Below are 22,781 nucleotides of genomic sequence, written 5' to 3'. Positions count from 1 at the left end.
GCTCAGTGCTCGGTGCGCCGGGCCAGCGAGACGGTGAAGATGCCCCACTCGTCGCTGCGCTGGTCGATCTTGCGGAAGCCCGCCTCCTCCACCAGCTGGTCCATCTCGACCTGCGTGCGGCGGCGCATCACCCAGGCCTCGCCCTGGCGGTGGCTGGTGAGCGCGCGCGCGATCATCTCGAGCTGCGGATGCCAGGGCTGGCCGGTGTAGACCAGGTAGCCCCCGTCCTCCACCGCGTCGCCCACGCCCGCGAGCGAGCGCCGCACCATCTCGTTGTCGGGGAACAGCTCGTACAGCCCCGACACCACCGCCAGCGTGGGCCGCGGCGTGACGCTCGCGAGGCTCATGCGGTCGAAGGCGTCGGCCTGCACGAACTGGGCGACGTCCTCCAGGCCCTTCTCGGCGATGAGCGCACGGCCGTCGCGCACGTTGATCTCGCTGTAGTCGCGCAGCAGGATCGAGCTGGCCTTGACCGGGCTCGCGAGCACCGCGTCGAGCACGTAGCGGCCATGGCCGGCCGCGATGTCCATCAGCCGCACCTCGCGGTGCATCTCGGCCAGCCGTTCCATCGCGATGCGCAGCAGCTCCTCGACGTGGATCTTGCGCTGCCGGATGCCGCGCCAGCCGATGGCGTCGAGGTAGTTGCGGTCGATGGCGCGGCCCATGGCGCCCTTGCCCTGCGCGACGTTGCGGTAGACGTAGTCGAGCGTGCTGCCCGAGTCGAAGCCGGTGTCGTGGCCCAGCTTCACGCCCTCGGACAGGCCGCCGCCGAAGCGCAGCCCGGCGCGCGTGAGCGACCAGTAGAGGCCGCGCGGCGACAGCGCCGGCAGCGGCGCGGCCAGCGCGCGCGATTCCTCGGCGGTCTCGCCCTCGAGGTGCGCGCCGCGGCGGTCGACCGGCGCGGGCGCCTCGTCGAACAGGCGCAGCACGAATTCGCGGATGGCCTGCACGGCGGGTGCGCGGTCCTTCTCGCCCAGCGTGTCGTGGAAGAAGCCCGGCAGCACCGTCTTGGTCTTGACCGCGCTGCCCAGCCGTTCGAAGAACTGGTGCTGCGGCTTGTGGTGCACCACCCAGTCGGCGCCCGAGATCAACAGCTGCACCGGCAAGGTGATCGCGTTGGCGTCGGTCACCACGCGCTCGGCCGCTTCGTACAGACCGAGCAGGATGTTGACCGCGATCGGCCGCGTGATCAGCGGATCGCTCTCGTAGCTCGCGATGCGCTCGGGGTCGTGCGTGAGGAACTTGGCCTTGACGTAGCTGTTGACGAAGAACAGGCCGCGCAGCTTGTGCATCAGCGCCAGGCCCGGCCGCGCGAACGGCACGTAGAGCTTGACCTTGAAGGCCGGCGAGGCCAGCGTGAGGCCGCGCACCTTGGGCGCGTAGTCGTGGGCCCAGGTCGCGACCAGCACCGCGCCCACGCTCTGCGCGATCACGTGGATGTCGTGTTCGGCCACGCCGTGCGTGCCGACGATGTGCTGCACGAAGGTCTGCACGTCGCGCACCGAGGTGCCGAAGCTGGGGCTGTAGCCGCGCTGGCCCGGCGAGCGGCCGTGGCCGCGTGCATCCCAGGCGAAGACGTCGAAGTCGGGCAGGTCGAGCTCGTCGACCAGGTGCGCCATGCGCGCGCCGTGCTCGTGGCCGCGGTGGAACAGCACGATGGCGCCGCGCCGCGCGGGGCCGGTGGCCGGCCAGTGGCGGTAGAACAGCGATTCGCCGTCGTGGGTGCGGAACTGGCGCTCGGCCAGCGGCCGTTGCGTGAGCGAGGACGGCGAGGCGCCGGTGTCGAGGTCGGTGGTGTTGTCGTTCATTGAATCCCTGTTGTTTCTTTTGGCGTGGCGCTGTCCGCGGCATCGGCTTCGGCGAGCGCGCGGCGCACGCGGTTGACCACGGTCCAGGCCACCAGCAGCGCCAGCAGCGGCATCAGCAGCGCGGTCCAGCCCGGCAGCGGGCCGCCGAGCGCCACGTAGAGGCCGAGCGCGCCGAACACGAAGGCGCGGTCGCTCTTGCCGAGCGGCCCATCGTAGCGGCGCGAGGCACCGACCGTGGGGCCGAGCGCGCCGGCGAATTCGCTGAGGCCGGCCAGCACGATCACGGTGCCGACCCAGGCCGGGCTGAAGGGCTGCACCAGCACGAAGGGCAGGTACAGCGCGGCATCGGAGACCACGTCGGTGAGTTCGTTGAGGAAGGCGCCGAGCCGGCTTTGCTGGTGGTGCTCGCGCGCCAGCATGCCGTCGATGGCGTTGAAGGCCATGCGCAGGAACATCCAGGCCGGGATCAATGCGAAGGCCGCGAGCGAGGTCGCGGCCAGGTAGAGCCACAGGCCGAGGGCCACCGAGACCGCGCAGGCGCTCAGCGTGACCTGGTTGGCGGTGACCCCCCGGGCATGCAGTGCGACCACGAGCGGCCGAAGCAGGGCCTGGAAACGCGGCTTCAGTTCGTAGATCGACACTGTCGTGATCCCCTCTTCATTCTGGTCGGCGCATTCTGCCAGTGCATGACGGGCGCCTCGTAGGCGCAGGCCGCGCCTGCGAAAGCCCGCGAATGCTTGCTAATGGCCGAGAAAGGCCCTCGTGGCGCCGGGGCCGCGGGCCGTCCGCAACGGCGATGCAGCCACTAAACTCGCCGCACCCCCCGCGCCCATGACCATCCAGACCGACGACTTCGCCCCCGCCCCGCAACGCGTGGTGTCCGCCGCGCCCGCCTCGCCCAACGAGGAGGCGATCGAACGGGCCCTGCGCCCCAAGCTGCTCGACGAGTACGTCGGTCAGGCCAAGGTGCGCGAGCAGCTCGAGATCTTCATCGGCGCCGCGCGCAAGCGCCGCGAGGCGCTCGACCACGTGCTGCTGTTCGGCCCGCCGGGCCTGGGCAAGACCACGCTGTCGCACATCATCGCGGCCGAGCTCGGCGTGAACCTGCGCCAAACCTCGGGCCCGGTGCTCGAGAAGCCCAAGGACCTGGCGGCGCTCCTGACCAACCTCGAGCCCAACGACGTGCTGTTCATCGACGAGATCCACCGGCTCAGTCCGGTCGTCGAGGAAATCCTCTACCCCGCGCTCGAGGACTACCAGATCGACATCATGATCGGCGAGGGCCCGGCCGCGCGCAGCATCAAGCTCGACCTGCAGCCCTTCACGCTGGTGGGCGCCACCACGCGCGCGGGCATGCTGACCAATCCGCTGCGCGACCGCTTCGGCATCGTCGCGCGGCTGGAGTTCTACACGCCCGAGGAGCTCGCGCTGATCGTGCGCCGCAGCGCCGGCCTGCTCAAGGTCGAGACCGACGAGACCGGCGGCTTCGAGATCGCGCGCCGCTCGCGCGGCACGCCGCGCATCGCCAACCGGCTGCTGCGCCGCGTGCGCGACTACGCCGAGGTCAAGGGCGACGGCCGCATCACCGAGGAGATCGCGCACAAGGCGCTGGCCATGCTCGACGTCGATCCGCAGGGCTTCGACCTCATGGACCGCAAGCTGCTCGAGGCCGTGGTGCACCGCTTCGACGGCGGCCCGGTGGGACTGGACAACGTCGCGGCCAGCATCGGCGAGGAGCGCGACACCATCGAGGACGTGATCGAGCCCTATCTGATCCAGCAGGGCTACCTGCAGCGCACGCCGCGCGGGCGCATCGCCACGCTGGCGGCCTACCGCCATCTCGGCGTGACGCCGCCATCGAGCCGCACCGAGGGCCAGGACCTGTTCGGAACCTGAAGGACTTTTCGCCATGCACACCCATGACCTGAGCGCGTGGCAGCACGAGCACCACTTCGGCAGCGACAACGAACGCGCCGAGCGCAGCACGCGGCTCGTGATGTGGATCACCGCCGCGATGATGGCGCTCGAGATCGGCGCCGGCTGGTGGTTCAACTCGATGGCGCTGCTGGCCGACGGCTGGCACATGAGCTCGCACGCGCTGGCCATCGGCCTGAGCGCCTTCGCCTATGCGGCCGCGCGCCGCTATGCGCGCGACCCGCGCTTCGCCTTCGGCACCTGGAAGATCGAGGTGCTCGGCGGCTTCGCGAGCGCGCTGGTGCTCTTGGGCATCGCGGCGCTGATGGTGGTGGGTTCGCTCGAGCGGCTGTGGTCGCCGTCGGCGATCCACTATCCCGAGGCGATCTCGGTGGCGGTGCTGGGACTGGTGGTCAACCTGGTCTGCGCGCGGCTGCTGGGCGGGGCGCACCACCACCATGGCCACGATCACGGGCATGCGCACGCCCACGACCACGACCATCACCACGCGCACGGCGCGCATGGCCACGACCTGAACCTGCGCTCGGCCTACATCCACGTCGTGGCCGATGCCGCGACCTCGGTGCTCGCGATCGCGGCGCTGCTGGGCGGCTGGTTCTACGGCTGGGCCTGGCTCGACCCGGCGATGGGCATCGTCGGCGCGGTGCTGGTCGCGGTCTGGGCCAAGGGGCTGCTGAAGGAAACCGGCAAGGTGCTTCTCGACCGCGAGATGGACCACCCGGTGGCCGAGGAGATCCGCGAGGGCATCGAGGCCGGCCTGGTCGATTCGCTCACGCGCGTGGCCGACCTGCACGTGTGGCGCGTGGGCCGCGAGGCCTATGCCTGCGCGCTGACGGTGGTCACCCATTCGGCCACGCTCACGGCGGACCAGGTGCGGGCCTGCTTCTCGATGCACGAGGAGATCCGGCACTCGACGGTCGAGATCCAGCGCTGCCACGACTGACGCGACCGCTGGCGCACGGCGTCAGCCCGGCGGCCGCGCGTGCCGCACGATCAGCGTCTGCGCCACGTAGTAGGTCGCGAGCACCCACAGCTGCGCCAGCGGCAGCGGCGCCACGAAGCGGTTGGTCGCGAGCAGCGCGTCGCTCAGCATGAAGAAGCAGGCGCCGGTCGCCACCCAGCCCGCGCCCCATCCAGCCGTTGTGTCGCGCAGCACGAAGGCCCGGCCCAGCGCCTGGGCCGCCATGCAGGCGATCACCAGCACGTAGAGGGCGACCGGGATGCGCAGCGCGACCGGCAGCCCGCCCTGCCACAGGAAGGCGTACATCGCCGCGCCGATCGCCAGCGTGACCGCCAGCGCCGCGGGCCGCGGGAAGAAGCCCACGCCGATGCGGAACACGCCGATGTAGGCCAGGTGCGCGAGCAGGAAGCACACGAGGCCGGGCACGAACAGCGAGGCCGGGCCCATCAGCAGCACGTCGCCCGCGAGCGAGCCGACGAGGCCCGCGACCAGCAGCACATCGAAGCGTGTCATGCCACCGGGCCGCGCCAGCGCGCGCCGCGCGGCGATGAAGACCGCGATCGCGAGCGCCAGCGGCTTGGTCGCGTGGTGCAGCCAGGGCAGGCCGAGCGCGGCGCTCGCGGTCGCCAGCGCGGCGGCTTCCACCAGCAGGGCCTCGGCGATCGAGAGCCGCCCCTGCAGCACGCCGCCGATGGCCCACAGCGCGGCGGTGAGCGCGGCCAGCCACACGGCAGAGCGCGAGAGCGGCAGGCCGTCGGAGAACCAGAGGAACACCGCCACGGCCGCGAGCAGCAGCAGGAACTGCACGCCCGCGAACCACTGCGCGCCGCGGCCCACTTCGGGCTCGTAGCGCCGCACCTGCGCGATGTCGAAGGCCGGCTTCGGAAAGCGCGCCGCCACGTCGGCCGGTCGCCAGCCCGGCGGCTTGAGCCACACGCGCAGCTTGTCGCCCCAGCTGCGCGCGTGCCATGAATCCCTGGCCAGGCCCCAGTAGACCTCGGCGTTGGCCCACAGCGGGTCCCAGCTCGCGAGCGGGCTGCGCGTGCCGTAGACGCAGCGCTCGTCCTCTTCCTTGAAGCTGCCGAACAGCCGGTCCCACACGATCAGGATGCCGCCGTAGTTGCGGTCGAGGTAGCGGTCGTTGACCGCGTGGTGCACCCGGTGGTTCGAGGGCGAGCAGAACCAGCGGTCGAACCAGCCGAGCTTGCCGACCTGCTCGGTGTGGACCCAGAACTGGTAGAGCAGGTCGACCAGCGCGACCACGGCGAACACCAGCGGCGGCACGCCCGCGGCCGCCATCGGCAGGTAGAAGATCCAGCCCAGCAGCGCGCCGCTCGAGGTCTGGCGCAGCGCGGTCGACAGGTTGTAGTGCTGGCTCTGGTGGTGCACCACGTGCGCGGCCCAGAGCACGGCCGACTCGTGGCCCATGCGGTGCAGCCAGTAGTAGCAGAAGTCGTAGAACACCAGCGCCAGCAGCCAGCCGTACCAGGTGGTCCAGAAGTCGGTGTCGGGGAACAGTGCCACGGCCGAGTACACCGCCGTGTAGATGCCGACGCGCAGCAGACCGGTGAGCACCGCGCTGATCTGGCTCAGCATGCCCAGGCCGATGCTGTTGACCGCGTCGGCGAGGCGGTAGGTGTCCTGCCCCGTGCCGCGGCGCGCGCGCACGCGGCCGACCGCGAACTCGATCGCGATCAGCAGGAAGAAGACGGGGGTCGCGAGGACGATGATCTGGCCGGGACGCATCGCGCGATTGTGGGCCGCGCACGCGTGGGGACGTCATCGGGATGTCACGCACTTGCCATGGCCAGGTCACGCAAGACAGCCAACCTATCGGTCCATGCAACGCGACGATGCTTTTCTGCGCGCATGGCGCGACACCGATGCCCGCCCCCCCGAGGCGGAGGACGAGGACGTTTCGCGGCCGATGCAGCGGTTTCGAACGTTGTGGATCTCCGACCTGCACCTCGGAACGCCGGGCTGCCAGGCCCGGGCGCTGCTGGACTTCCTCAAGCACACCGAGTGCGAGACCCTGTTCCTGGTCGGCGACATCATCGACGGCTGGCAGCTCAAGCGGCACTGGTACTGGCCGCAGGCGCACAACGACGTGATCCAGAAGCTGCTGCGCAAGGCCCGCAAGGGCACGCGCGTGATCTTCATCCCGGGCAACCACGACGAGTTCGCGCGCAAGTACCTGAACCACAACTTCGGCGGCATCGACGTGGCCGAGGAATGGATCCACGAGACCGCCGACGGCCGCAAGCTCTGGATCATCCACGGCGACCTGTTCGACGGCGTGATCCAGTGCGCCAAGTGGCTGGCCTACGTGGGCGACTCGCTCTACGAGTTCACGCTCAAGCTCAACCGCCATCTCAACTCGATGCGCGCGCGCCTGGGGCTGCCGTACTGGTCACTGTCGAAGTACCTCAAGGGCAAGGTCAAGCGCGCCGTGAGCTACGTCGGCGACTTCGAGAACGCCGTGGCGCGCGAGGCCCGCAACCGCGGCGCGCAGGGCGTGGTCTGCGGCCACATCCACCATGCCGAGATGCGCGACATCGACGGCATCCTCTACTGCAACGACGGCGACTGGGTCGAGAGCCTCACGGCGCTGGCCGAGCATGCCGACGGACAGCTCGAGATCATCGAGTGGTCGGCGCACATGCCGGTGCCGTCGAAGGTCGCGCCGGCGCGCGAGGCCGTCGCGGCCTGAGCCGCGGGCCGCTCAGGGATAGGCGGCTTCGCACAGCGCCAGCACCTCGCCGCGCAGCCAGCGGTGCGAGGCCTCCTGGTCGAGCCGCGGATGCCAGATCGCCGAGACGTTGAAGGGCGCTGTCGGCACGGGCAGCTCGAAGTGCCGCAGGCCCAGGGCCGCGGCATGGCCGGGCGTGAACGGGTTGCCGAGGCAGGAGTGCGGGATGACGGCCAGCAGGTCCGACTGCCGCGCGACCTGCATCGCGTGGGTGTAGGCCGGCACCACCATCGCCACCTGCCGCGCAAGACCGAGCGACGCCAGCGCTTCGTCGACCGGATGGTCCATCTCGCCGGCGCGCGAGGCCACCACGTGGCCGCAGGCGGCATAGCGTTCGGCGGCGATCTCCGCCGCGTCGAGCAGCGGATGGCCGACGCGGCACACGCCCACGTAGCGGTCGCGGAACAGCCGGCGCGTGCGCAGTTCGGGCGCCGTGGTTTTCACCGTGCCGATCTCCAGGTCGATCCCGCCCTCGCGCAGCGGCCGGGCGTCCCAGTCGGGCTTGGGCGCGAAGCGAAGCCGCACCCGCGGCGCGGCCTGCCGGATGCGTGCCAGCAGGGGCGCGGCGAGCAGGTCGATGAAGCCCTCGCCGACGCGCAGCGTGAAGCACTGGTCGAGCGTGGCGATCTGCAGCGCGTGGTCGGCCGGGGCCAGCGCGGCCTGCGCCTCGCGCGCGAGTGCCGGGATGCGTTCGCGCAGTTGCATCGCGTAGGGCGTGAGCACCAGGCCGCGGCCGGCCTGCAGCAACAGCCGGTCCCCCGTGGCCTCGCGCAGGCGCGTGAGCGTGCGGCTCATGGCGGACACGCTGAGCTCGAGCCGCCGCGCCGCGCCGGTCACGCTGCCCTCGGTCAGCAGGGCATCGAGGGCGGGCAGCAGGTTGAGGTCGACGCGGGGCATGGCGCCAGCATAGGGCCGAAGGGACGATATGTGGCGTCAGGCGCAATCGTTGGTTGCAGGCCGGGCGTCTGGTGCAAACGGGAGCCCGTTCCCAGAATGGGTGGCATCGCAGCCAACAAGGAGCACGCCTCATGTCCCATCCTCGCCACAGCATCCTCGTCGTCGGCGCCTCGCGTGGCCTCGGCCATGCCATCGCGGCCGAATTCCTCACGAAAGACTGGAACGTCATGGGCACGGTCCGCGGCACGGCCCGCACCCTCTTGCACGACCTGGCCGACGCGCATCCCGGCCGTGTCGAGATCGAGTCGCTCGACATCACGCATCCCGGCCAGATCCAGGCCCTGCGCGAACGGCTGGCGGGCCGCCTGTTCGACATCCTGTTCGTCAATGCCGGCACCACCAACCCCGATCCGACCCAGACCATCGGCGAGGTGTCGACCGAGGACTTCGTGAACCTCATGGTCGCCAATGCGCTGAGCCCGATGCGGGTGGTGGAAAGCCTCGCGGGCAACGTGCCGCCGGACGGCCTGATCGGCGTCATGTCGTCGGGGCAGGGCAGCATCGCCGACAACGAGACGGGCCAGCGCGAGGTTTATCGCGGCAGCAAGGCGGCGCTGAACCAGTTGCTGCGCAGCTTCGCCGCGCGCCAGGCCGGAACGCCGCGTGCCCTGCTGGCGATGGCGCCCGGCTGGGTGCGCACCGAGCTCGGCGGGCCCGAGGGCCGGCTGACGATCGGGCAGAGCGTGCCGAGCCTGGTGGAGGTGATGCTCGCGAAGCGCGGCCGGCCCGGGCTGGAGTACCTGGACTACCGGGGGCGGACGGTGGCCTGGTGAGCGGCGCGGACCACGCTCAAGGCGGGGCGGCGTCCTCGTTGAGGCGTCGTCGGCCCAGCGGCGTGATGGCGAAGATCACCGCCGGGCGGGCATCGGGCCGCTCCGGATTCGGCAGCTGCGCCTTGATCATCCCGGCGGCCTCCAGAACGATTGCGCTGCGGACGTCTTTCTCATCCGCGATGACCAGCGGGAACGAAGCGTCTTCGATGCGGCGAAGAAAGTCCATGGGCATTTCACGTCTCCAAGGCTGCTGCGCGCAGTTGCCGCGCAGACTGGACGCACGAAAATAGACTCGAGCGTCACGAAACAGACTTTACGTCTGGTCGGCATTCACGGCGTGACTTTTGTCACGTTGGGGCGCAATAATAAGGGCTAACCATTAATACGCAGGTATCAACACAATGTCGGTTTTTACCTGCTGTCAATGCAGCGTGACCCACCTGAACCGGGTCAAGCGCAGCACCTGGATGCGCTTCTTTCCCTGGCTGCGCGCCTACCAGTGCAGCAACTGCGGCAAGGTCCAGCTGCTGTCGCCGCGTGCGGTCAATGAAGCGCTGGCGGCCCATGCATCGAGGGCCGCGCGCTACCCGGCGGGGGCTCGGCTGGGCGAGCGGAAGGCTCCCGTGCTCAATGATGTGCCCAAGCGCAGTCCCGATGTGAACTGAAGTACTGGCCCGTCGCCGGTGCAAGCCAGCGCCAGGACCAAAGAAAAAGCCCGCTGTCCGATGGACAGCGGGCTTCTCTTTTGTGTGGTGGCTCTTCACGGACTCGAACCGCGGACCTGTGGATTATGATTCCATCGCTCTAACCGACTGAGCTAAAGAGCCGAGCCCGCGATTATAGCCCAGGCTTTTGGCACAGTTCAACCACCTTGCGAAGCTTGCGCGTCGGGCAGCTTGCCGAGCTCCTCGGACACCAGCCGCACCACCAGCTTGTCGAGCGTCTGCACCGAGTAGTTGCCCACGTCGTGCACGGTCTGCGTGCCCGGGCCGCTCGCGGGATCGGCGGCGTTCCGGTAGGTCAGGAACACGAAGCGCCCGCCGGTGTACTGCGCGATCTGGCGCTGGACGTACTCGCCCTGCTTGTCGAGGCCCGAGGCGCCCACGCTCAGCACCTTGATGCCCTTGCCGAGCGCCGCAACCATGCTGTCGTCGTACTGCGGACCGGGGTAGTCCAGGTGCGGCGGCGCATCGGCCAGCAGCATGACGAGCCGCGTGGTGTCGTCGCCGCGCCAGCTCAGGCGCTGCACCGTCTCGTGCAGGGCTTCGTTCATCGCCTCGGGATAGTCGCCGCCGCCCGCGGCCTGCAGCGCGTCGAGCACGCCCTGGAAGGCGTCGAGGTCGTTGGTGAAGTCGTGCCGGCGCACCACGAACTCGTCATGGATGTCGCGGTAGGCGACGAGGCCGAAGCAGGTGTCGGGACGGCTCGGCAGGCGCGCGACCTGGTCGGCGATGTCGCGCAGCGTGCTGCGCAGGCGCGCGATCTCGTCGCCCATCGAGCCGGTGGCGTCGATCAGGAACACGAGGTCGAGTTGCGCGCGCGCGGGGCGGGCGCCGGGACGCTCGAGCACCACGTCGACCGCGTTCTTCTGGCCGCGGCGCAGGAACGAGGTCGCCTGGCGACCGTTCTTGCGCACGGTCACTTCGTACACCGGGCTCGATGCGGCATCGAAGGCCTTGGGATGCAGCCAGGCACGCCCGCCCGCATCGGTGCGGGCCCACATCGCGGCGCCGTTCGCGGCCTGCACGGCGACCTCGGCATCGGGCACGACGCTGCCCTGCGCATCGCGCACCTGCAGCAGGTAGCGCTCGCTGACGTCCCGCTCGCGGTGCGCGACCTGGGTGCGGTTGCGGAAGGCCAGGTACTCGCCGAAGTCGGCGTTGTCGTCGACCATGCCGGCGGTGACGGGCTCGCTCGCGGGACGTTGGGCGACGACGGCTGCGCGGGCGTCGCGCGGCGCGGCGGCCGGAGCCGATTCCACGATGGCCGGGCGCGCCATCTTCGCGCTGGCGCGGGTTTCGGCCATGGGGGCGGCGCCGGGTGCCGGGGTCATCGGTGCCGCCATCGACGCGAGGGGTGGCGCGGCCATGGCGGGCGGTGCCGTGCCCGGCGCGATGGGTGCGGGCATCGCGGCGGGCGCGCCGACGGCACCCAGGGCGGACCGGTGCCGCGCGCTCCCGCCGCTGCCCGGGGTCTCGCTGGTCCGGATCGGGCGCGCGCAATGCTTCGCCGATGGCGCCTCGAAGTTCGGCATCGCCGGCTCGATCCGGCGCGCGGGCGTGATGGCCTCGGTGGCCTGCACCGCCGGCGCGGGCCAGCGCTTGTCAGCGGTGGCGACGGCGGCATCGTCGCGGCCCGCCGGCCGCGGCTCGGTGGCGCCGCAGGCGCTCAGGACCAGGGAGGCGCACAGCAGCGCGACGAGGGGGCGGCGAGGGCGAAAGGCCGGTGACGGGATCATGGAACGGCTCCGTGAAGTGAATCGGTGCAGGCTGTTACGGCGCGCCGCCGCCAGCGGGGTTAAGCCGATGCGTCTTTTTTTGCGCCGCGCCAACCCCGACCGGCGCCGCCGTGCGTACCAGCTGAGGTGAGAATCCACCGATGTCCGCGCTGCCCCGCGCCCGTTCCTCCACCGCCCCTGCCAGCCCGGCCGCGCCCGAAGGGACCGGCCGCGACGCCATGCCCGACGATCAGCTGATGCTGGCCTACGCGCGCGGCGACGCCGCCGCCTTCGACGTGCTCTATGCGCGCCACGAGGGCGGGCTGTTCCGCTTCGTGCGGCGGTTGCTGGGTGCGCGGCTGGCGTCGCAGGCCGACGAGGTGTTCCAGGACACCTGGGTGCGGATCATCACGGCGCGCGAGAGCTTCTCGCCGCAGGGCGCGGCCTGGCGCACCTGGGCCTTCACGATCGCGCACAACCTCGCGATGGACCGGCTGCGCGTGAGCGGGCGCGAAGTGGCCCTCGACGGCCACGCGGGCGAGGACGACGAGGCCATTCCCGCGCTCGAGCGCGGCGTGCACGGCGCCTCCGACGACGTGGCCACGCATCCCTCGGCCGAGGAACTCGCGTTCTGGCGCGCCGCGGGCCGGCGCCTGCTGGCCTGCCTCGACGAACTGCCCACCGAGCAGCGCGCGGCCTTCCTGCTGCACCACGAGGACGGCCTCACGGTCGAGGCGCTGGCAACCAGCCTGCAGATCGGTTTCGAGACGGTGCGCAGCCGGCTGCGCTACGGGCTGCAGAAGCTGCGCGGCTGCATGGAACGCTACCTCGCGGTGCTGGAGGGCGCGCGATGAGCGCCGGATTCGACGAGGACGACGACCTGCGCGACGCGCGCCTGCGTCGCGCGCTCGCGCACGCGCCCGACAACGAGGCGCTGCCCGAGGCACGCACGCGCGAGGCGATCCTCAAGATGGCGCACAACCTCGCGGCCGCCACGCCGCCGGCCGCCGCCAAGGTGCCGGCCGCGCAGCCGTGGTGGCGGCGCCTGTTCGGCGGCGGCGAAGCGCGCGGACGCATGCCGTGGAACGCGGCCTTCGCGACCTTGCTGGTGGTCGGCTTCGTCACCGTGCTGTGGCGGCAGGAGCCGGTGCCCGATGCGCGGCTCGATGGCGAGGCGCGCGTGGGTGGCACGGTGGCTGAAGCGCCGCCGGCACCGCGCGAGGCGCCCGCGGTGGTGCCCGAGGCGCGGCCCGAAGCTGCCGCGCCCGTTGCGCCCGCTGCGCCCTCTGCGCCCGCTGCGCCTTCGGGTGCGGCGGCCGATGCGACCGCCAATGCCGACGCGGTCCGTCGACCGCCCGCGCCCGCGGCGGCTGCGCAACGCGCGCCGGCACCGCAGGCCGAGCGGCGGCAGGCTCCGGCCGAGCCGGTTGCCAAGTCGCGCGAGCCGGCATCGCGGGAGCGGGCCGTGCCGGCTCCAGCGACTCCGCCGCCGGCCGCGGCCGTGGCGCCGCCACCGGCCGAAGTCGCTGCGGCAGCCGCGGCGCCGGCGCCCCCGCCGCCTGCCCCCGCGCCCGCGCAGGCACCGCCGCCTCCGGCAGCCATGGCCCCACCGCCCGCGGCCGTGGCTCCACCACCGCCTGCGGCGCCCGCGCCCGCCATCGCCGCCACGCCACCCGCACCGGGCGCAGCACCGCCCGTCGCCGATGCCGCCCCTGGCGCCTCGCAACCGGCGGCCGAGCAGTCCTACAAGAAGAGCGAAAGCGAACGGGCCTCGACCCGCGGCGCCGCCGCCGCGCCATCCGCGCAGCTCTCGCAAGCGGAGTCCGCCGCGCACCCGCCACCATCGCGTGCCCGCCTGGCCGCCGAGCGCGCGCCGTCCTTTGCCGCACTCGATCGCTGGACCGCCTGGTCGGACTCGGGCGACGCGGCACCGCGCCATGGCCGTGCCGACATCGAAGCCTTCCCCGCATTGCTGGGCGCGGTGGCGCGCTCGGCCATCCAGCCCGATGCGGTGCTGGCCGCGCCGGTCGAAGCGCGCATCGCGCTCTACCGTGGTCGTACGTTGGTCGCGCTGCTCGAGATCGCGGGCGACCAGGTGCGCTGGTCGCCGCAGCCCGGTGCTTCGGCCTTCATCGGCACGCCGCCCGCGCAGGCGCTCGCCTCGCTGCGCGCCGCGCTCGAGCGCGCACGCACAACGCCTTCGACGCCGCAGCGCTGAAGGCATCGGGCCCCAGGGCAAAAAAAAGCGGGCCTCTCGGCCCGCCCGCCCTCAGGCGTTCTTGAAGTCCGGCTGGCGCTTGGTCAGGAAGGCGTCCATGCCTTCCTTCTGGTCCTGCGTCGCGAACAGCGCATGGAACAGCCGGCGCTCGAACATCACGCCGTCGCTCAGGCCGCTCTCGAAGGCGCGGTTGACCGACTCCTTGGCCGCGATCACCGAGATCTGCGAGAAGCCGCAGATCACCAGCGCGGCGCCCAGTGCCTCGTCGGCCAGCTTCTCGAACGGCACCACGCGGCTCACGAGGCCCGCGCGCTCGGCTTCGGCGGCGTCCATCATGCGGGCGGTCAGCACCATGTCCATGGCCTTGCTCTTGCCCACCGCGCGCGGCAGGCGCTGCGTGCCGCCGGCGCCGGGGATCACGCCGATCTTGATCTCGGGCTGGCCGAACTTGGCGTTGTCGGCCGCGATGATGAAGTCGCACATCATCGCGAGCTCGCAACCGCCGCCGAGCGCGAAACCGGCCACCGCGCCGATCACCGGCTTGCGGATCGAGCGGATGGTCTCCCAGTTGCGCGTGATGTAGTCGCCCCGGTAGGTGTCGATGAAGCTGTACTTGGCCATCGCCGCGATGTCGGCGCCGGCCGCGAAGGCGCGCTCGCTGCCGGTCAGGATGATGCAGCCGATGGCGTCGTCGGCGTCGAAGGCCTTCAGGGCCTGGCCCAGCTCGGTCATCAGCGCGTCGTTAAGCGCGTTGAGCGCCTTCGGTCGGTTGAGGGTGATGATGCCGACCTTGCCAGCTTCGGTCCGCACTTCGATGTTCTCGTAGCTCATGGTGTCTCCGGGGAAGGGAAGAAAAACGCGCTTCACTATACCCACCGTGCCGTGCGCCACCGCGACACGGGGCTGCTCGCCGCGGCCTTTGCCCTTCCCGCTGCATGGCTTTGTTGAGAATTGTTCTCAACTAGAATCCGCGGCCATGGAGTTCCCGATGCAAGAAGATGCCGTGCTGCTGCGGGCCTATGCCCGCGTGCAGGAGCGCTGCTCGCAGCTGCTGACCGAGCAGGCCGCGCTGGTGGAGCGGCTGGAGGCGCAGATCGTGCGCCTGCGTGGCGCGCTGGTGGCGCGCGATTCGGCGATGGCGATGGTGCGCGAGGAACTGGCCGCGCGCGCGGCCGTCGGCGCGGCCCTGCCCAAGCGGCTGCATGCGCTGCTCGCGCCGGGCACCGCGCGCCGCCTGGCCGTGCCGGCGCAGGCGCCGGTGCCTGCCGGCCTGCGCGAGAAGGCCGTGCTCTGCGTGGGCGGCGACGAGCGCACGCCTTCGCTCGCGCGCCAACTGGTCGAGATCGCCGGTGGCCGCTTCCTGCATCTCGAAGGCGCGGATGGCGCCGACGATCCCGCGTTCGAGGCCAGCCTGCGCGCGGCCGACCTCGTCATCTGCCAGACCGGCTGCCTGAGCCACGACGCCTGCTGGCGCGTGCAGGACCATTGCCGCCGCACCGGCAAGCCCTGCGTGATGGTGGGCGAGCCGCAGCCGATTCATTTCGTGCGGCGCGAGACGGCCGAGGAGGCCGCGGCCGAACGGGCCTTGCCCGCGGGCTGAAGTGCCAAAAGAAAACGGGCCGACGACGGCCCGTTTTGCATGGTGCGTGTCCGGCCTAAGCCTTCGTCGCCGCGATCGCCACCGGCGCCAGCCACTTCGAGACCCGGCCCGTGTCCTGCGCGAGCAGGCGCCAGGTCGTGACGCCCGTGGGCAGCACCAGCGGCAGCTTCACCAGCTTGCGGTCGCGCGCGACCAGCGCGGTGCAGCGCTTGCCCGCGCCGAGGTAGAGCGCGAGATCGTCGAGCCTGCCGATGCGCCAGCCCTGCGCCGGCTTGCGTCCCGCGGCCGGCAGCTCGATGCCGATCCATTCGTCGCCGGCCGCGAAGCCGGCCTTCTCGGCCGCGCCGCCGCGCAGCACCACCTTGACCTGCACGCTGCCGCCGCTCTCCGCCACGCGCAGGCCCAGCGTCTGCGCGGGCTGCGAGGGATCGTCGAGCGCGGCCACGCCGTGCAGGCGCAGCAGCTCGGACAGCGGCAGCTCGGCGGTCGAATGCACCCAGGCCGCGAGCTCGGCCGCGTACGAGCGGCCGCCGGCGGCTTCGAGCGCGGCCGCGATGTCGGCCTCGCTCACCGGCCCGCCGCCGCTCGCATTCCACAGGTGGCGCATCGCGTCGTCGAGCGTGCCGCGGCCCTCGGCGCGCAGCTTGAGGTCGAGGCACAGCGCGACCAGCGCGCCCTTGGTGTAGTAGCTGACGGTGCCGTTGGGCGTCTGCTCGTCCTGCCGGTAGTACTTGACCCAGGCGTCGAAGCTCGCGTCGGCCACCGACTGCACCTGCCGGCCCGGCGTCTGCTGCACCTGGTTGATGGTCTTGTTGACCAGCCGCAGATAGGCCGCGTCGTCGATCAGGCCCGCGCGGCGCAGCAGCAGGTCGTCGTAGTAGCTGGTGAAGCCCTCGAAGAACCACAGCAGCCGCGTGTAGTTCTCGCGGCCGTAGTCGTAGCGCGCGAACTCGGCGGGCCGCAGCCGCTTCACGTTCCAGGTGTGGAAGTACTCGTGGCTGATCAGGCCCAGCAGCGTGACGTAGCCGTCGCCGGCCTTCTTCATGCCGAGCTGCGGCAGGTCGCGCCGGTTGCAGATCAGCGCCGTCGAATGGCGGTGCTCGAGGCCGCCGTAGCCGTCGTCGACCGCGTTGAGCATGAACACATAGCGGTCGATCGGCGGCTTGGGACCGCCGCGCTTGCCGACCTTGTCGCCGTGCCAGAAGCGCATTTCGGCTTCGCAGATGGCTTTGGTGTCGGCCAGCAGCCGATCGCCGTCGAACGAGGCCGCGGCGCCCGCGACCACGAAGCGGTGCGGCACGCCGCCGGCCTCGAACTCGCCGCTCCAGAAGGCGCCGAGCTCGACCGGGCTGTCGGCCAGCTCGTCGTAGTCGGCCGCGAGGTAGCGGCCGAAGCCATGGCGGTCGGTCTTCAGCGGCGGCAGCGCGGTGGCGCAGGACCAGGGCGCGGCGCCCTCGGGCAGCGCCGAGGCGGCGGGCGCGACGATCTCGAGCGCATGCGGCGCGTCGGTCTGGCCCTCGACCCGCAGGCACAGGCTGGTGCCGTTGAAGAAGCCGCGCTCGGCGTCGAGCCAGGCGGTGCGCACCGAGTTGTCGTAGGCACAGACCTTGTAGCGCAGCACCAGCGGCTGGCCGGCCGTGCATTCGACGCGCCAGCTGCACTTGTCGAGCTGCGTCAGCACCGGTGCCTTGCGCCGGCCCTGCGAGGCCTGCAGCCCCTGCAGGTTCTTGGCGAACTCGCGAACGAGGTAGCTGCCCGGGATCCACACCGGCAGCGTCAGCTGCTGCTCGGCCGCGGGGCGGTCGATGGTGAGCGTGACCTCGAACAGGCGCGCATGCAGGTCGGCGCATTCCACGCGGTAGTGCACGCCGGGCGCGGCCACGGCCGCGGGCGTCGCGGCCGCGCGCCGCGAGGGGGACTTCGTCGCCATCAGCTGGCGGAGGCGGCGAGTTGCTTCTCGACCTGCTCGGCGGGCACGGCGCCCGGGGTGCGGGTGCCGTTGCTGTAGATCAGGGTGGGCGTGCCGGTGATGTTGTAGCGGCGGCCGAACTCGACGTTGCGCTGCAGCGCGGTCACGTCGCAGCTGCCGGGCGCGGTGGCCGGGCGCGTGCCCGCTTCCATCCAGTCGCTCCAGGCCTTGCCCTTGTCCTTGCTGCACCAGATGTCGCGCGACTTGACGGTCGAATCGGGTCCCAGCACCGGGTAGAGGAACAGGTAGACGGTGACGTTGTCGACCGACTTCATGTCCTTCTCGAAGCGCTTGCAGTAGCCGCAGTTCGGGTCCTCGAAGACCGCGAGCTTGCGCTTGCCGTTGCCGCGCACGATCTTGATCGCGTCCTTCACGGGCAGCTTGTCGAAGGCCACCTCCGACAGCTTCGCCACGCGTTCCTCGGTGAGGTTGCGGCGCGCGTTCACGTCGATCATGTTGCCCTCGAGCAGGTAGTTGCCCTGCTCGTCGGTGTAGTAGATCTGCGCGCCGTTGACGCGCACCTCGTAGAGGCCGGGCATCGGCGACTTGCTGACCTCGTCGATGGTCGGGAACTGCGGGATGCGTTCCTTGAGGTTCTTGCGGATCTCGGCTTCGCCGGCATGGGCGCCGAAAACCGCGAAGAGCGCGAGCGACGCGAAGGCGGCGGGAAGCAGGTGGCGTGCGAGTGTCTTCATGGGTTCGAGGAGGTCGTTGTTCGGTTCGTCCGGAGTAGGGTCTTCAGGCCTTCAGGCCTTCAGGCTTTCAGGCCCATGGCCTGCCGCGTGACCCAGTGCTTGACCAGGCGCGTGCGGTCGAAACCGCGCATGCCCCAGTTGCGCAGCGCGGGCAGCGGGCCCAGGCCGTGCGAGAAGAGTTGCTGCAGCCCGTCGGTGGCCAGGCTCATCTGCAGCACCTCGGTGCGGCGCGCGCGTTCGTAGCGGCGCAGCAGGCGCGGATCGCCCACGCTGCGCCAGTAGTCGCGCTCCTTGATGACGGTGGCCAGCGCGGCCGCGTCGGCCAGGCCGAGGTTCAGGCCCTGGCCCGCGAGCGGATGCACGGTGTGGGCCGCGTCGCCGGCCAGTGCCCAGGTGCGCGGCGCCTGGCCGGCGGTCTGCTCGGTGGCGGGCAGGGTGCCGGTCCAGCGGTCGGCGATGGCGCGCGAGAGCGGCCAGGCGGCGCGCTCGCTCACCAGCCGCAGCGCGCCGAAGGCCTGGTGGCTGGCCTCGGTCGCGGCGGCATTGAATTCCTCGGCCGATTGCGCGAGCAGCGCCGGCGCGCGCAGCTGATCGACCGACCACACCAGCGCCAGCCTGCGGCCGTGCACGCCGTCGAGCGGCAGCAGCGCGAACACCTCGCCCTTGTCGTTGAACCACTGGCGTGCCGTGCCGTCGTGCGACTGCTCGGCCTCGAGCCGCGCCGCGATCGCATGCTGCGGATAGCGCGTGACCGCGTAGCTCACGCCGAGCGCCTCGCGCGTGGCGCTGGCCTTGCCTTCGCAGACCACGGTGAGCGGCGCGGCGACCGGTTCGCTCACCACCTCGATCTGGGGCTGGAAGCGCACCGCGTCGGCCAGCTGCTTCTCGAGCGCCGGCACGTCGACGATCCAGGCCAGCGCCTCGACCTTCTGGCGCGCGGCGCTGAACTGCACGCGGCCGCCCTCGTCGCCGTCGACCACCATCTCGCGCACCGGCGTGGCGCTGATGCCTTCGGGCCAGGCGCGCAGCGAGACCAGCAGTTCGCGCGAGGCGGCGTTGAGCGCATAGGCGCGGACGTCTTCCCGCTCGACGGCGGCGGGCGGCGCCACCAGCGCCACGCGCACGCGTTCGCGCGCGAGCAGCAGGGCCAGCGTGCGGCCGACGATGCCGGCGCCGCGGATACAGACTTCGGGGGGGAGGGCCATCGCGGCATTGTAGGAGGAGGCTCTTGCGGCCGGCCCCGTGGGGAAACCGTCCATGGGGGTATGCCGGGAGCGAGGACAATCGAGTCCCCATCCGAGGAGCCCCCGTGACAGATTTCGATCTCCAGGCCACCATCGCGCGCCTGTTCGTGTACCCCGTCAAGTCCTGCGCCGGCGTCGAGCTGCCCGAAGCGCTGCTGACCGAGACCGGCCTCGAGTTCGACCGGGCCTGGATGGTGGTCGACGCGCAGGGCGAGTTCGTCACGCAGCGGCAACTGCCGCGCATGGCGCTGATCAAGCCGCAGATGAAGCACACCGAGGTGGTGCTGCGCGCGCCCGGCATGCTGGCGCTGCACCTGGCCTTCGACCGGGTCGAGCAGCCGATGCGGGTGCGGGTCTGGAAGGACGAGGTCGATGCCTACGACATGGGCGACATCGCGGCCCAGTGGTTCAGCGATTTCCTCTCCGAGCCCGGCAAGCCGCAGCAGCTGCGCCTGGTGCGCTTCGACCCCGAGGTCAAGCGGCTGTCGAGCCTCAAGTGGACCGGCGGCATCGAGGCCCAGACCCAGTTCGCCGACGGCTTCGCGCTGCTGGTGGCCAGCGAGGGCTCGCTGGCCGAGCTCAACGAGCGGCTGGCGCGCGACGGCCATGGCCCGGTGGGCATCGAGCGCTTCCGGCCCAACATCGTGCTGGCCGGCATCGAGTCGCACGACGAGGACCGCGTCGAGATGCTGCATGTCGCCAGCGGAGCCGGGGGCTCGGCGGACGGCGCGCAGCTGCAGCCGGTCAAGCCCTGCACCCGCTGCCCCATTCCCGACATCGACCCGGCCACCGCGCTCAGCAGTCCCGAGGTCAACGACACGCTGCGCACCTACCGCGCCGATCCGCGCGTCGACGGCGGCATCACCTTCGGCATGAACTGCATCGTGATCCAGGGCGTGGAGCAGATGCTCAAGGTCGGGCAGCCCGTGGGAGCGAACTACAAGTTCGAATGAACGGCTAGAACGTCACGCCCGCGCACAGGATGATGTTCGCGTAGGGCGTGCATTCGCCCGTGCGCACGACTGCCCTGGCGCGCGCGCTCAGGCGTTTCAGTTCCTCGTGCGACACCGTCTCGGGCACGACCGCGAGCTGCCCCGCGCACCATTCGGGCAGTTCGCCCGTGGCGCGGCCCTCGACCGCCTCGCGCGCGAGCAGCGCGCGCTCCACCTGCAGTTCGCTGAGCACCGCCTTCAGCACCTCGGCCACGCGCGGCACGCCGGGCGTGAGCGCGAGGTCGATGCGGCGCGGGCCGTCGGGAATCGGCAGGCCGGCATCGCCGATCACGAGCATGTCGCCATGGCCCATGGTGGCGATGACCTGGGACAGTTCGGAGTGCAGCAGGGCAGTACGTTTCACAGCGGAATCCAGTCGGGGGGCAGGGGGCTGCGCAGCACGGCGTCGCGCTGCGGGATGGAAGGCTGGGCGCCGGGCTGCTGGATGCACAGCGCGGCGGCGCGGATGCCCAGGCGCACGGCCTCGTCGAAGGACTGGCCTTCGCCGAGCGCGGTGGCGAGCGCGCCGAGGAAGGTGTCGCCGGCGGCCGTGGTGTCGACCGCCTGCACGACCAGCGCCGGATGGTGGCGCGCGCCGTCGGCATCGACCGCCACCGCGCCGCGCGCGCCGAGCGTGACCACCACGCGCGCGATGCCGCGCGCGCGCATCGCCTGCCCGGCGGCCGCGGCCTCCTGCGGGCTGTCGGCGCCCAGGCCGCTGAGCGTGCGCGCCTCGATCTCGTTGACCACCAGCGTGTCGATCTTCGGCCACAGGGGCTCGGCGATGGCCTGCACCGGCGAGGGATTGAGCAGCACCTTGCAGCCGGCCTCGTGCGCCACCGCGATCGCGCGCTCGACCTGCGCCATCGGGGTCTCGAACTGGGTCACGAGGAAGGCCGCGCCCTCGAGCCGGGTGCGCAGGTCCGCCGCGTCGAGGTCGACGCCGGCATTGGCGCCCGCGATCATCACGATGCGGTTCTGGCCGCTGTCCTCGACCATGATCAGCGCGGTGCCCGTGGGCTCGGCCGCATCGGTGCGCAGGGCCTCGGTGTCGATGCCGTCGCGTTCGAGCGCCTGGCGCAGCGCGCGGCCGTGGTCGTCGTCGCCCACGCAGCCGATCATCCGCACCTGCGCGCCCTCGCGCGCGCAGCTCACGGCCTGGTTGGCGCCCTTGCCGCCGGGGATGGTGGCGAAGGAGCGGCCCAGCAGGGTCTCGCCCGCGGCGGGCGCATGCGGCACGCGCAGCACCAGGTCCATGTTGAGGCTGCCGAGCACCACGATGCGCGGTGCCGCGGGGCGGGAGGAAGACGTCGGGCTCACGGGGTGCGGGACTTTCGGGTGTCGGCGGAAGAGGGGACGGATACCGGTGCGGCCGCGGGCGCTCCGGAATAGCGCGCGGTCGAGGCGCGCACGTGCAGCTCGGGCTGCAGCACCACCTTGCGCGCATCGCGGCGGCGGCCGCCCACGCGCTCGAGCAGCATGTCGACGGCCAGCGCGCCGATGCGCTCCTTGGGCTGGGCCACGGTGGTGAGCGCGGGGCTGGTGTAGGCCGAGAGTTCGATGTCGTCGAAGCCGACGATCGAGAGCTCGTCGGGCACCCGCACGCCGCTCTCGTGCGCGGCGCGCAGCGCGCCGATCGCCATCAGGTCGTTGCAGACGAAGACCGCCGAGGGGATGTCGTTGGTGCCGGCGCGCAGGATGGCGTGCATCGCCTCGTAGCCGCCCTGGCTGGTGAAGCCGCCGCGCCACAGCAGCGCGTCGGCGTCGGCCGCGCCCGTGCTGTTGCCGCTCTCGGCCAGCGCCATGCGCCAGCCCGCGATGCGCTGCTCGCTCGGCGACACGCCCTGCGGCCCGCCGATGCAGGCGATGCGGCGGTGGCCCAGCGACAGCAGGTGGCGCACCGCGAGCAGGCCGCCCTGCATGTGGGCGGTCTCGACCAGGTCGCAGTGAGGGTCGGCGATCTCGCGGTCGAGCAGCACGGTCGGCACCTTGAGGCCGTTGAGCTGCCTGGCCAGCGAGTCGTCGTCGCCGGTCGACACCACGATCAGCCCGTCGATGCGGCGCTCGGCCAGCACCTGCAGGTACACGCTCTGGCGGTGCGGCTCGTCGTCGGTGTTGCACAGGATCAGCGTGTAGCCGGCGCCGAAGCAGCGGTCCTCGATGATGCGCACGATCTCGGCGAAGTAGGGGTTCGAGCTGTTCGGGATCAGCATCCCGAGCGTCGAGGTGGTGTTGCTCTTGAGGCTGCGCGCCATCGCGTTGGGCACGTAGCCGAGTTCGCGGATCGCGAGCTCGACGCGCTCGCGGCCCTTGGCGCTGACGTGGCGCGTGTCGTTGACCACGTGCGAGACGGTGGTGACCGACACGCCCGCGCGCAGTGCGACGTCCTTGATGGTGGCCATGGCCTGGGTGTTCCTGTTGCGGGGTGCTGCTTCGTGGGGAG

General features: G+C 71.4%; 22 protein-coding genes and 1 tRNA gene. 9 read left to right on the top strand and 14 right to left on the bottom strand.

Annotated features, from left to right (window positions below; translation table 11 throughout):
- Positions 1-2: 2 nt before the first annotated feature.
- Both INQ48_27800 and INQ48_27795 read right to left on the bottom strand, forming a co-directional pair.
- On the bottom strand, positions 3-1,745 hold the full coding sequence (locus INQ48_27800; GenBank protein QRF60926.1) for a bifunctional alpha/beta hydrolase/class I SAM-dependent methyltransferase: 1,743 nt from the start codon (positions 1,743-1,745) through the stop codon (positions 3-5).
- A gap of 59 nt (positions 1,746-1,804) precedes the next feature.
- The gene (locus INQ48_27795; GenBank protein QRF57073.1) at positions 1,805-2,449 is read right to left on the bottom strand and encodes a CDP-alcohol phosphatidyltransferase family protein; all 645 of its coding nucleotides are present in this window, start codon (positions 2,447-2,449) and stop codon (positions 1,805-1,807) included.
- A gap of 190 nt (positions 2,450-2,639) precedes the next feature.
- Between INQ48_27795 and ruvB the strand changes: the two genes are divergently transcribed.
- Together ruvB and dmeF are read left to right on the top strand one after the other, a co-directional pair.
- The gene (gene ruvB, locus INQ48_27790) at positions 2,640-3,704 is read left to right on the top strand and encodes a Holliday junction branch migration DNA helicase RuvB (protein QRF57072.1); all 1,065 of its coding nucleotides are present in this window, start codon (positions 2,640-2,642) and stop codon (positions 3,702-3,704) included.
- Between the two features lie 13 nt (positions 3,705-3,717).
- The gene (gene dmeF, locus INQ48_27785) at positions 3,718-4,686 is read left to right on the top strand and encodes a CDF family Co(II)/Ni(II) efflux transporter DmeF (GenBank protein ID QRF57071.1); all 969 of its coding nucleotides are present in this window, start codon (positions 3,718-3,720) and stop codon (positions 4,684-4,686) included.
- Positions 4,687-4,707: 21 nt separating this feature from the next.
- On the opposite strand, the gene INQ48_27780 is transcribed toward dmeF, so the two are convergent.
- Entirely contained in the window at positions 4,708-6,450 is a 1,743-nt protein-coding gene (locus INQ48_27780) for a sterol desaturase family protein (GenBank protein QRF57070.1), read from the bottom strand.
- A gap of 94 nt (positions 6,451-6,544) precedes the next feature.
- Between INQ48_27780 and INQ48_27775 the strand changes: the two genes are divergently transcribed.
- Positions 6,545-7,414, top strand: coding sequence for a UDP-2,3-diacylglucosamine diphosphatase (locus INQ48_27775; GenBank protein ID QRF57069.1), 870 nt, complete (start codon positions 6,545-6,547; stop codon positions 7,412-7,414).
- A gap of 12 nt (positions 7,415-7,426) precedes the next feature.
- Here the strand turns inward: INQ48_27775 and INQ48_27770 are convergent, their stop codons facing one another.
- A complete protein-coding gene (locus INQ48_27770) occupies positions 7,427-8,350 on the bottom strand; it encodes a LysR family transcriptional regulator (protein QRF57068.1) in 924 nt (307 codons plus the stop codon).
- 131 nt (positions 8,351-8,481) lie between these two features.
- On the opposite strand from INQ48_27770, the gene INQ48_27765 reads away from it, so the two are divergent.
- On the top strand, positions 8,482-9,183 hold the full coding sequence (locus INQ48_27765; GenBank protein ID QRF57067.1) for an SDR family NAD(P)-dependent oxidoreductase: 702 nt from the start codon (positions 8,482-8,484) through the stop codon (positions 9,181-9,183).
- 16 nt (positions 9,184-9,199) lie between these two features.
- Here the strand turns inward: INQ48_27765 and INQ48_27760 are convergent, their stop codons facing one another.
- Entirely contained in the window at positions 9,200-9,415 is a 216-nt protein-coding gene (locus tag INQ48_27760; GenBank protein QRF57066.1) for a hypothetical protein, read from the bottom strand.
- Positions 9,416-9,614: 199 nt separating this feature from the next.
- Between INQ48_27760 and INQ48_27755 the strand changes: the two genes are divergently transcribed.
- Entirely contained in the window at positions 9,615-9,848 is a 234-nt protein-coding gene (locus tag INQ48_27755; GenBank protein QRF57065.1) for a hypothetical protein, read from the top strand.
- Positions 9,849-9,933: 85 nt separating this feature from the next.
- Here INQ48_27755 and INQ48_27750 read toward each other — a convergent pair.
- Positions 9,934-10,010: transfer RNA gene (locus INQ48_27750), tRNA-Met, on the bottom strand.
- Between the two features lie 35 nt (positions 10,011-10,045).
- On the bottom strand, positions 10,046-11,641 hold the full coding sequence (locus tag INQ48_27745) for a VWA domain-containing protein (GenBank protein QRF57064.1): 1,596 nt from the start codon (positions 11,639-11,641) through the stop codon (positions 10,046-10,048).
- A gap of 140 nt (positions 11,642-11,781) precedes the next feature.
- Between INQ48_27745 and INQ48_27740 the strand changes: the two genes are divergently transcribed.
- Together INQ48_27740 and INQ48_27735 are read left to right on the top strand one after the other, a co-directional pair.
- The gene (locus tag INQ48_27740) at positions 11,782-12,474 is read left to right on the top strand and encodes a sigma-70 family RNA polymerase sigma factor (protein ID QRF57063.1); all 693 of its coding nucleotides are present in this window, start codon (positions 11,782-11,784) and stop codon (positions 12,472-12,474) included.
- On the top strand, positions 12,471-13,838 hold the full coding sequence (locus INQ48_27735; protein QRF57062.1) for a hypothetical protein: 1,368 nt from the start codon (positions 12,471-12,473) through the stop codon (positions 13,836-13,838). The genes INQ48_27740 and INQ48_27735 overlap by 4 nt, the downstream gene beginning before the upstream one ends.
- A 51-nt stretch (positions 13,839-13,889) precedes the next feature.
- On the opposite strand, the gene INQ48_27730 is transcribed toward INQ48_27735, so the two are convergent.
- Positions 13,890-14,669, bottom strand: a complete 780-nt coding sequence (locus INQ48_27730; GenBank protein ID QRF57061.1) for an enoyl-CoA hydratase — start codon at positions 14,667-14,669, stop codon at positions 13,890-13,892.
- Positions 14,670-14,826: 157 nt separating this feature from the next.
- Between INQ48_27730 and INQ48_27725 the strand changes: the two genes are divergently transcribed.
- The gene (locus INQ48_27725; GenBank protein QRF57060.1) at positions 14,827-15,438 is read left to right on the top strand and encodes a DUF2325 domain-containing protein; all 612 of its coding nucleotides are present in this window, start codon (positions 14,827-14,829) and stop codon (positions 15,436-15,438) included.
- 55 nt (positions 15,439-15,493) lie between these two features.
- Here the strand turns inward: INQ48_27725 and INQ48_27720 are convergent, their stop codons facing one another.
- The 3 genes from INQ48_27720 to INQ48_27710 are packed head-to-tail and all read right to left on the bottom strand — an operon-like array spanning position 15,494 to position 19,307.
- Positions 15,494-17,368: a M61 family metallopeptidase gene (locus INQ48_27720; GenBank protein QRF57059.1), complete on the bottom strand. Its 1,875-nt coding sequence runs from the start codon at positions 17,366-17,368 to the stop codon at positions 15,494-15,496.
- Entirely contained in the window at positions 17,368-18,102 is a 735-nt protein-coding gene (locus INQ48_27715; protein QRF57058.1) for a DsbC family protein, read from the bottom strand. Before INQ48_27715 ends, INQ48_27720 begins: the two co-directional genes overlap by 1 nt.
- A gap of 59 nt (positions 18,103-18,161) precedes the next feature.
- Positions 18,162-19,307, bottom strand: coding sequence for an FAD-dependent monooxygenase (locus INQ48_27710; GenBank protein QRF57057.1), 1,146 nt, complete (start codon positions 19,305-19,307; stop codon positions 18,162-18,164).
- Positions 19,308-19,411: 104 nt separating this feature from the next.
- Here INQ48_27710 and INQ48_27705 point away from each other — a divergent pair, with 104 nt between their 5' ends.
- Complete coding sequence (locus INQ48_27705) at positions 19,412-20,299, top strand: MOSC N-terminal beta barrel domain-containing protein (protein QRF57056.1); 888 nt, start codon at positions 19,412-19,414, stop codon at positions 20,297-20,299.
- Between the two features lie 4 nt (positions 20,300-20,303).
- Here the strand turns inward: INQ48_27705 and rbsD are convergent, their stop codons facing one another.
- The 3 genes from rbsD to INQ48_27690 are packed head-to-tail and all read right to left on the bottom strand — an operon-like array spanning position 20,304 to position 22,740.
- On the bottom strand, positions 20,304-20,702 hold the full coding sequence (gene rbsD, locus INQ48_27700) for a D-ribose pyranase (protein ID QRF57055.1): 399 nt from the start codon (positions 20,700-20,702) through the stop codon (positions 20,304-20,306).
- Entirely contained in the window at positions 20,699-21,616 is a 918-nt protein-coding gene (gene rbsK, locus INQ48_27695; GenBank protein QRF60925.1) for a ribokinase, read from the bottom strand. The genes rbsD and rbsK overlap by 4 nt, the downstream gene beginning before the upstream one ends.
- A 38-nt stretch (positions 21,617-21,654) precedes the next feature.
- Positions 21,655-22,740 (bottom strand): LacI family DNA-binding transcriptional regulator, encoded by a 1,086-nt coding sequence (locus INQ48_27690; GenBank protein ID QRF57054.1) that lies wholly within the window; start codon positions 22,738-22,740, stop codon positions 21,655-21,657.
- Positions 22,741-22,781: the final 41 nt, after the last annotated feature.

The sequence above is a fragment of the Variovorax paradoxus genome (assembly GCA_016806145.1).
Lineage (GTDB): Bacteria > Pseudomonadota > Gammaproteobacteria > Burkholderiales > Burkholderiaceae_C > Variovorax.
This window is presented reverse-complemented; position numbering and strand designations above follow the sequence as displayed.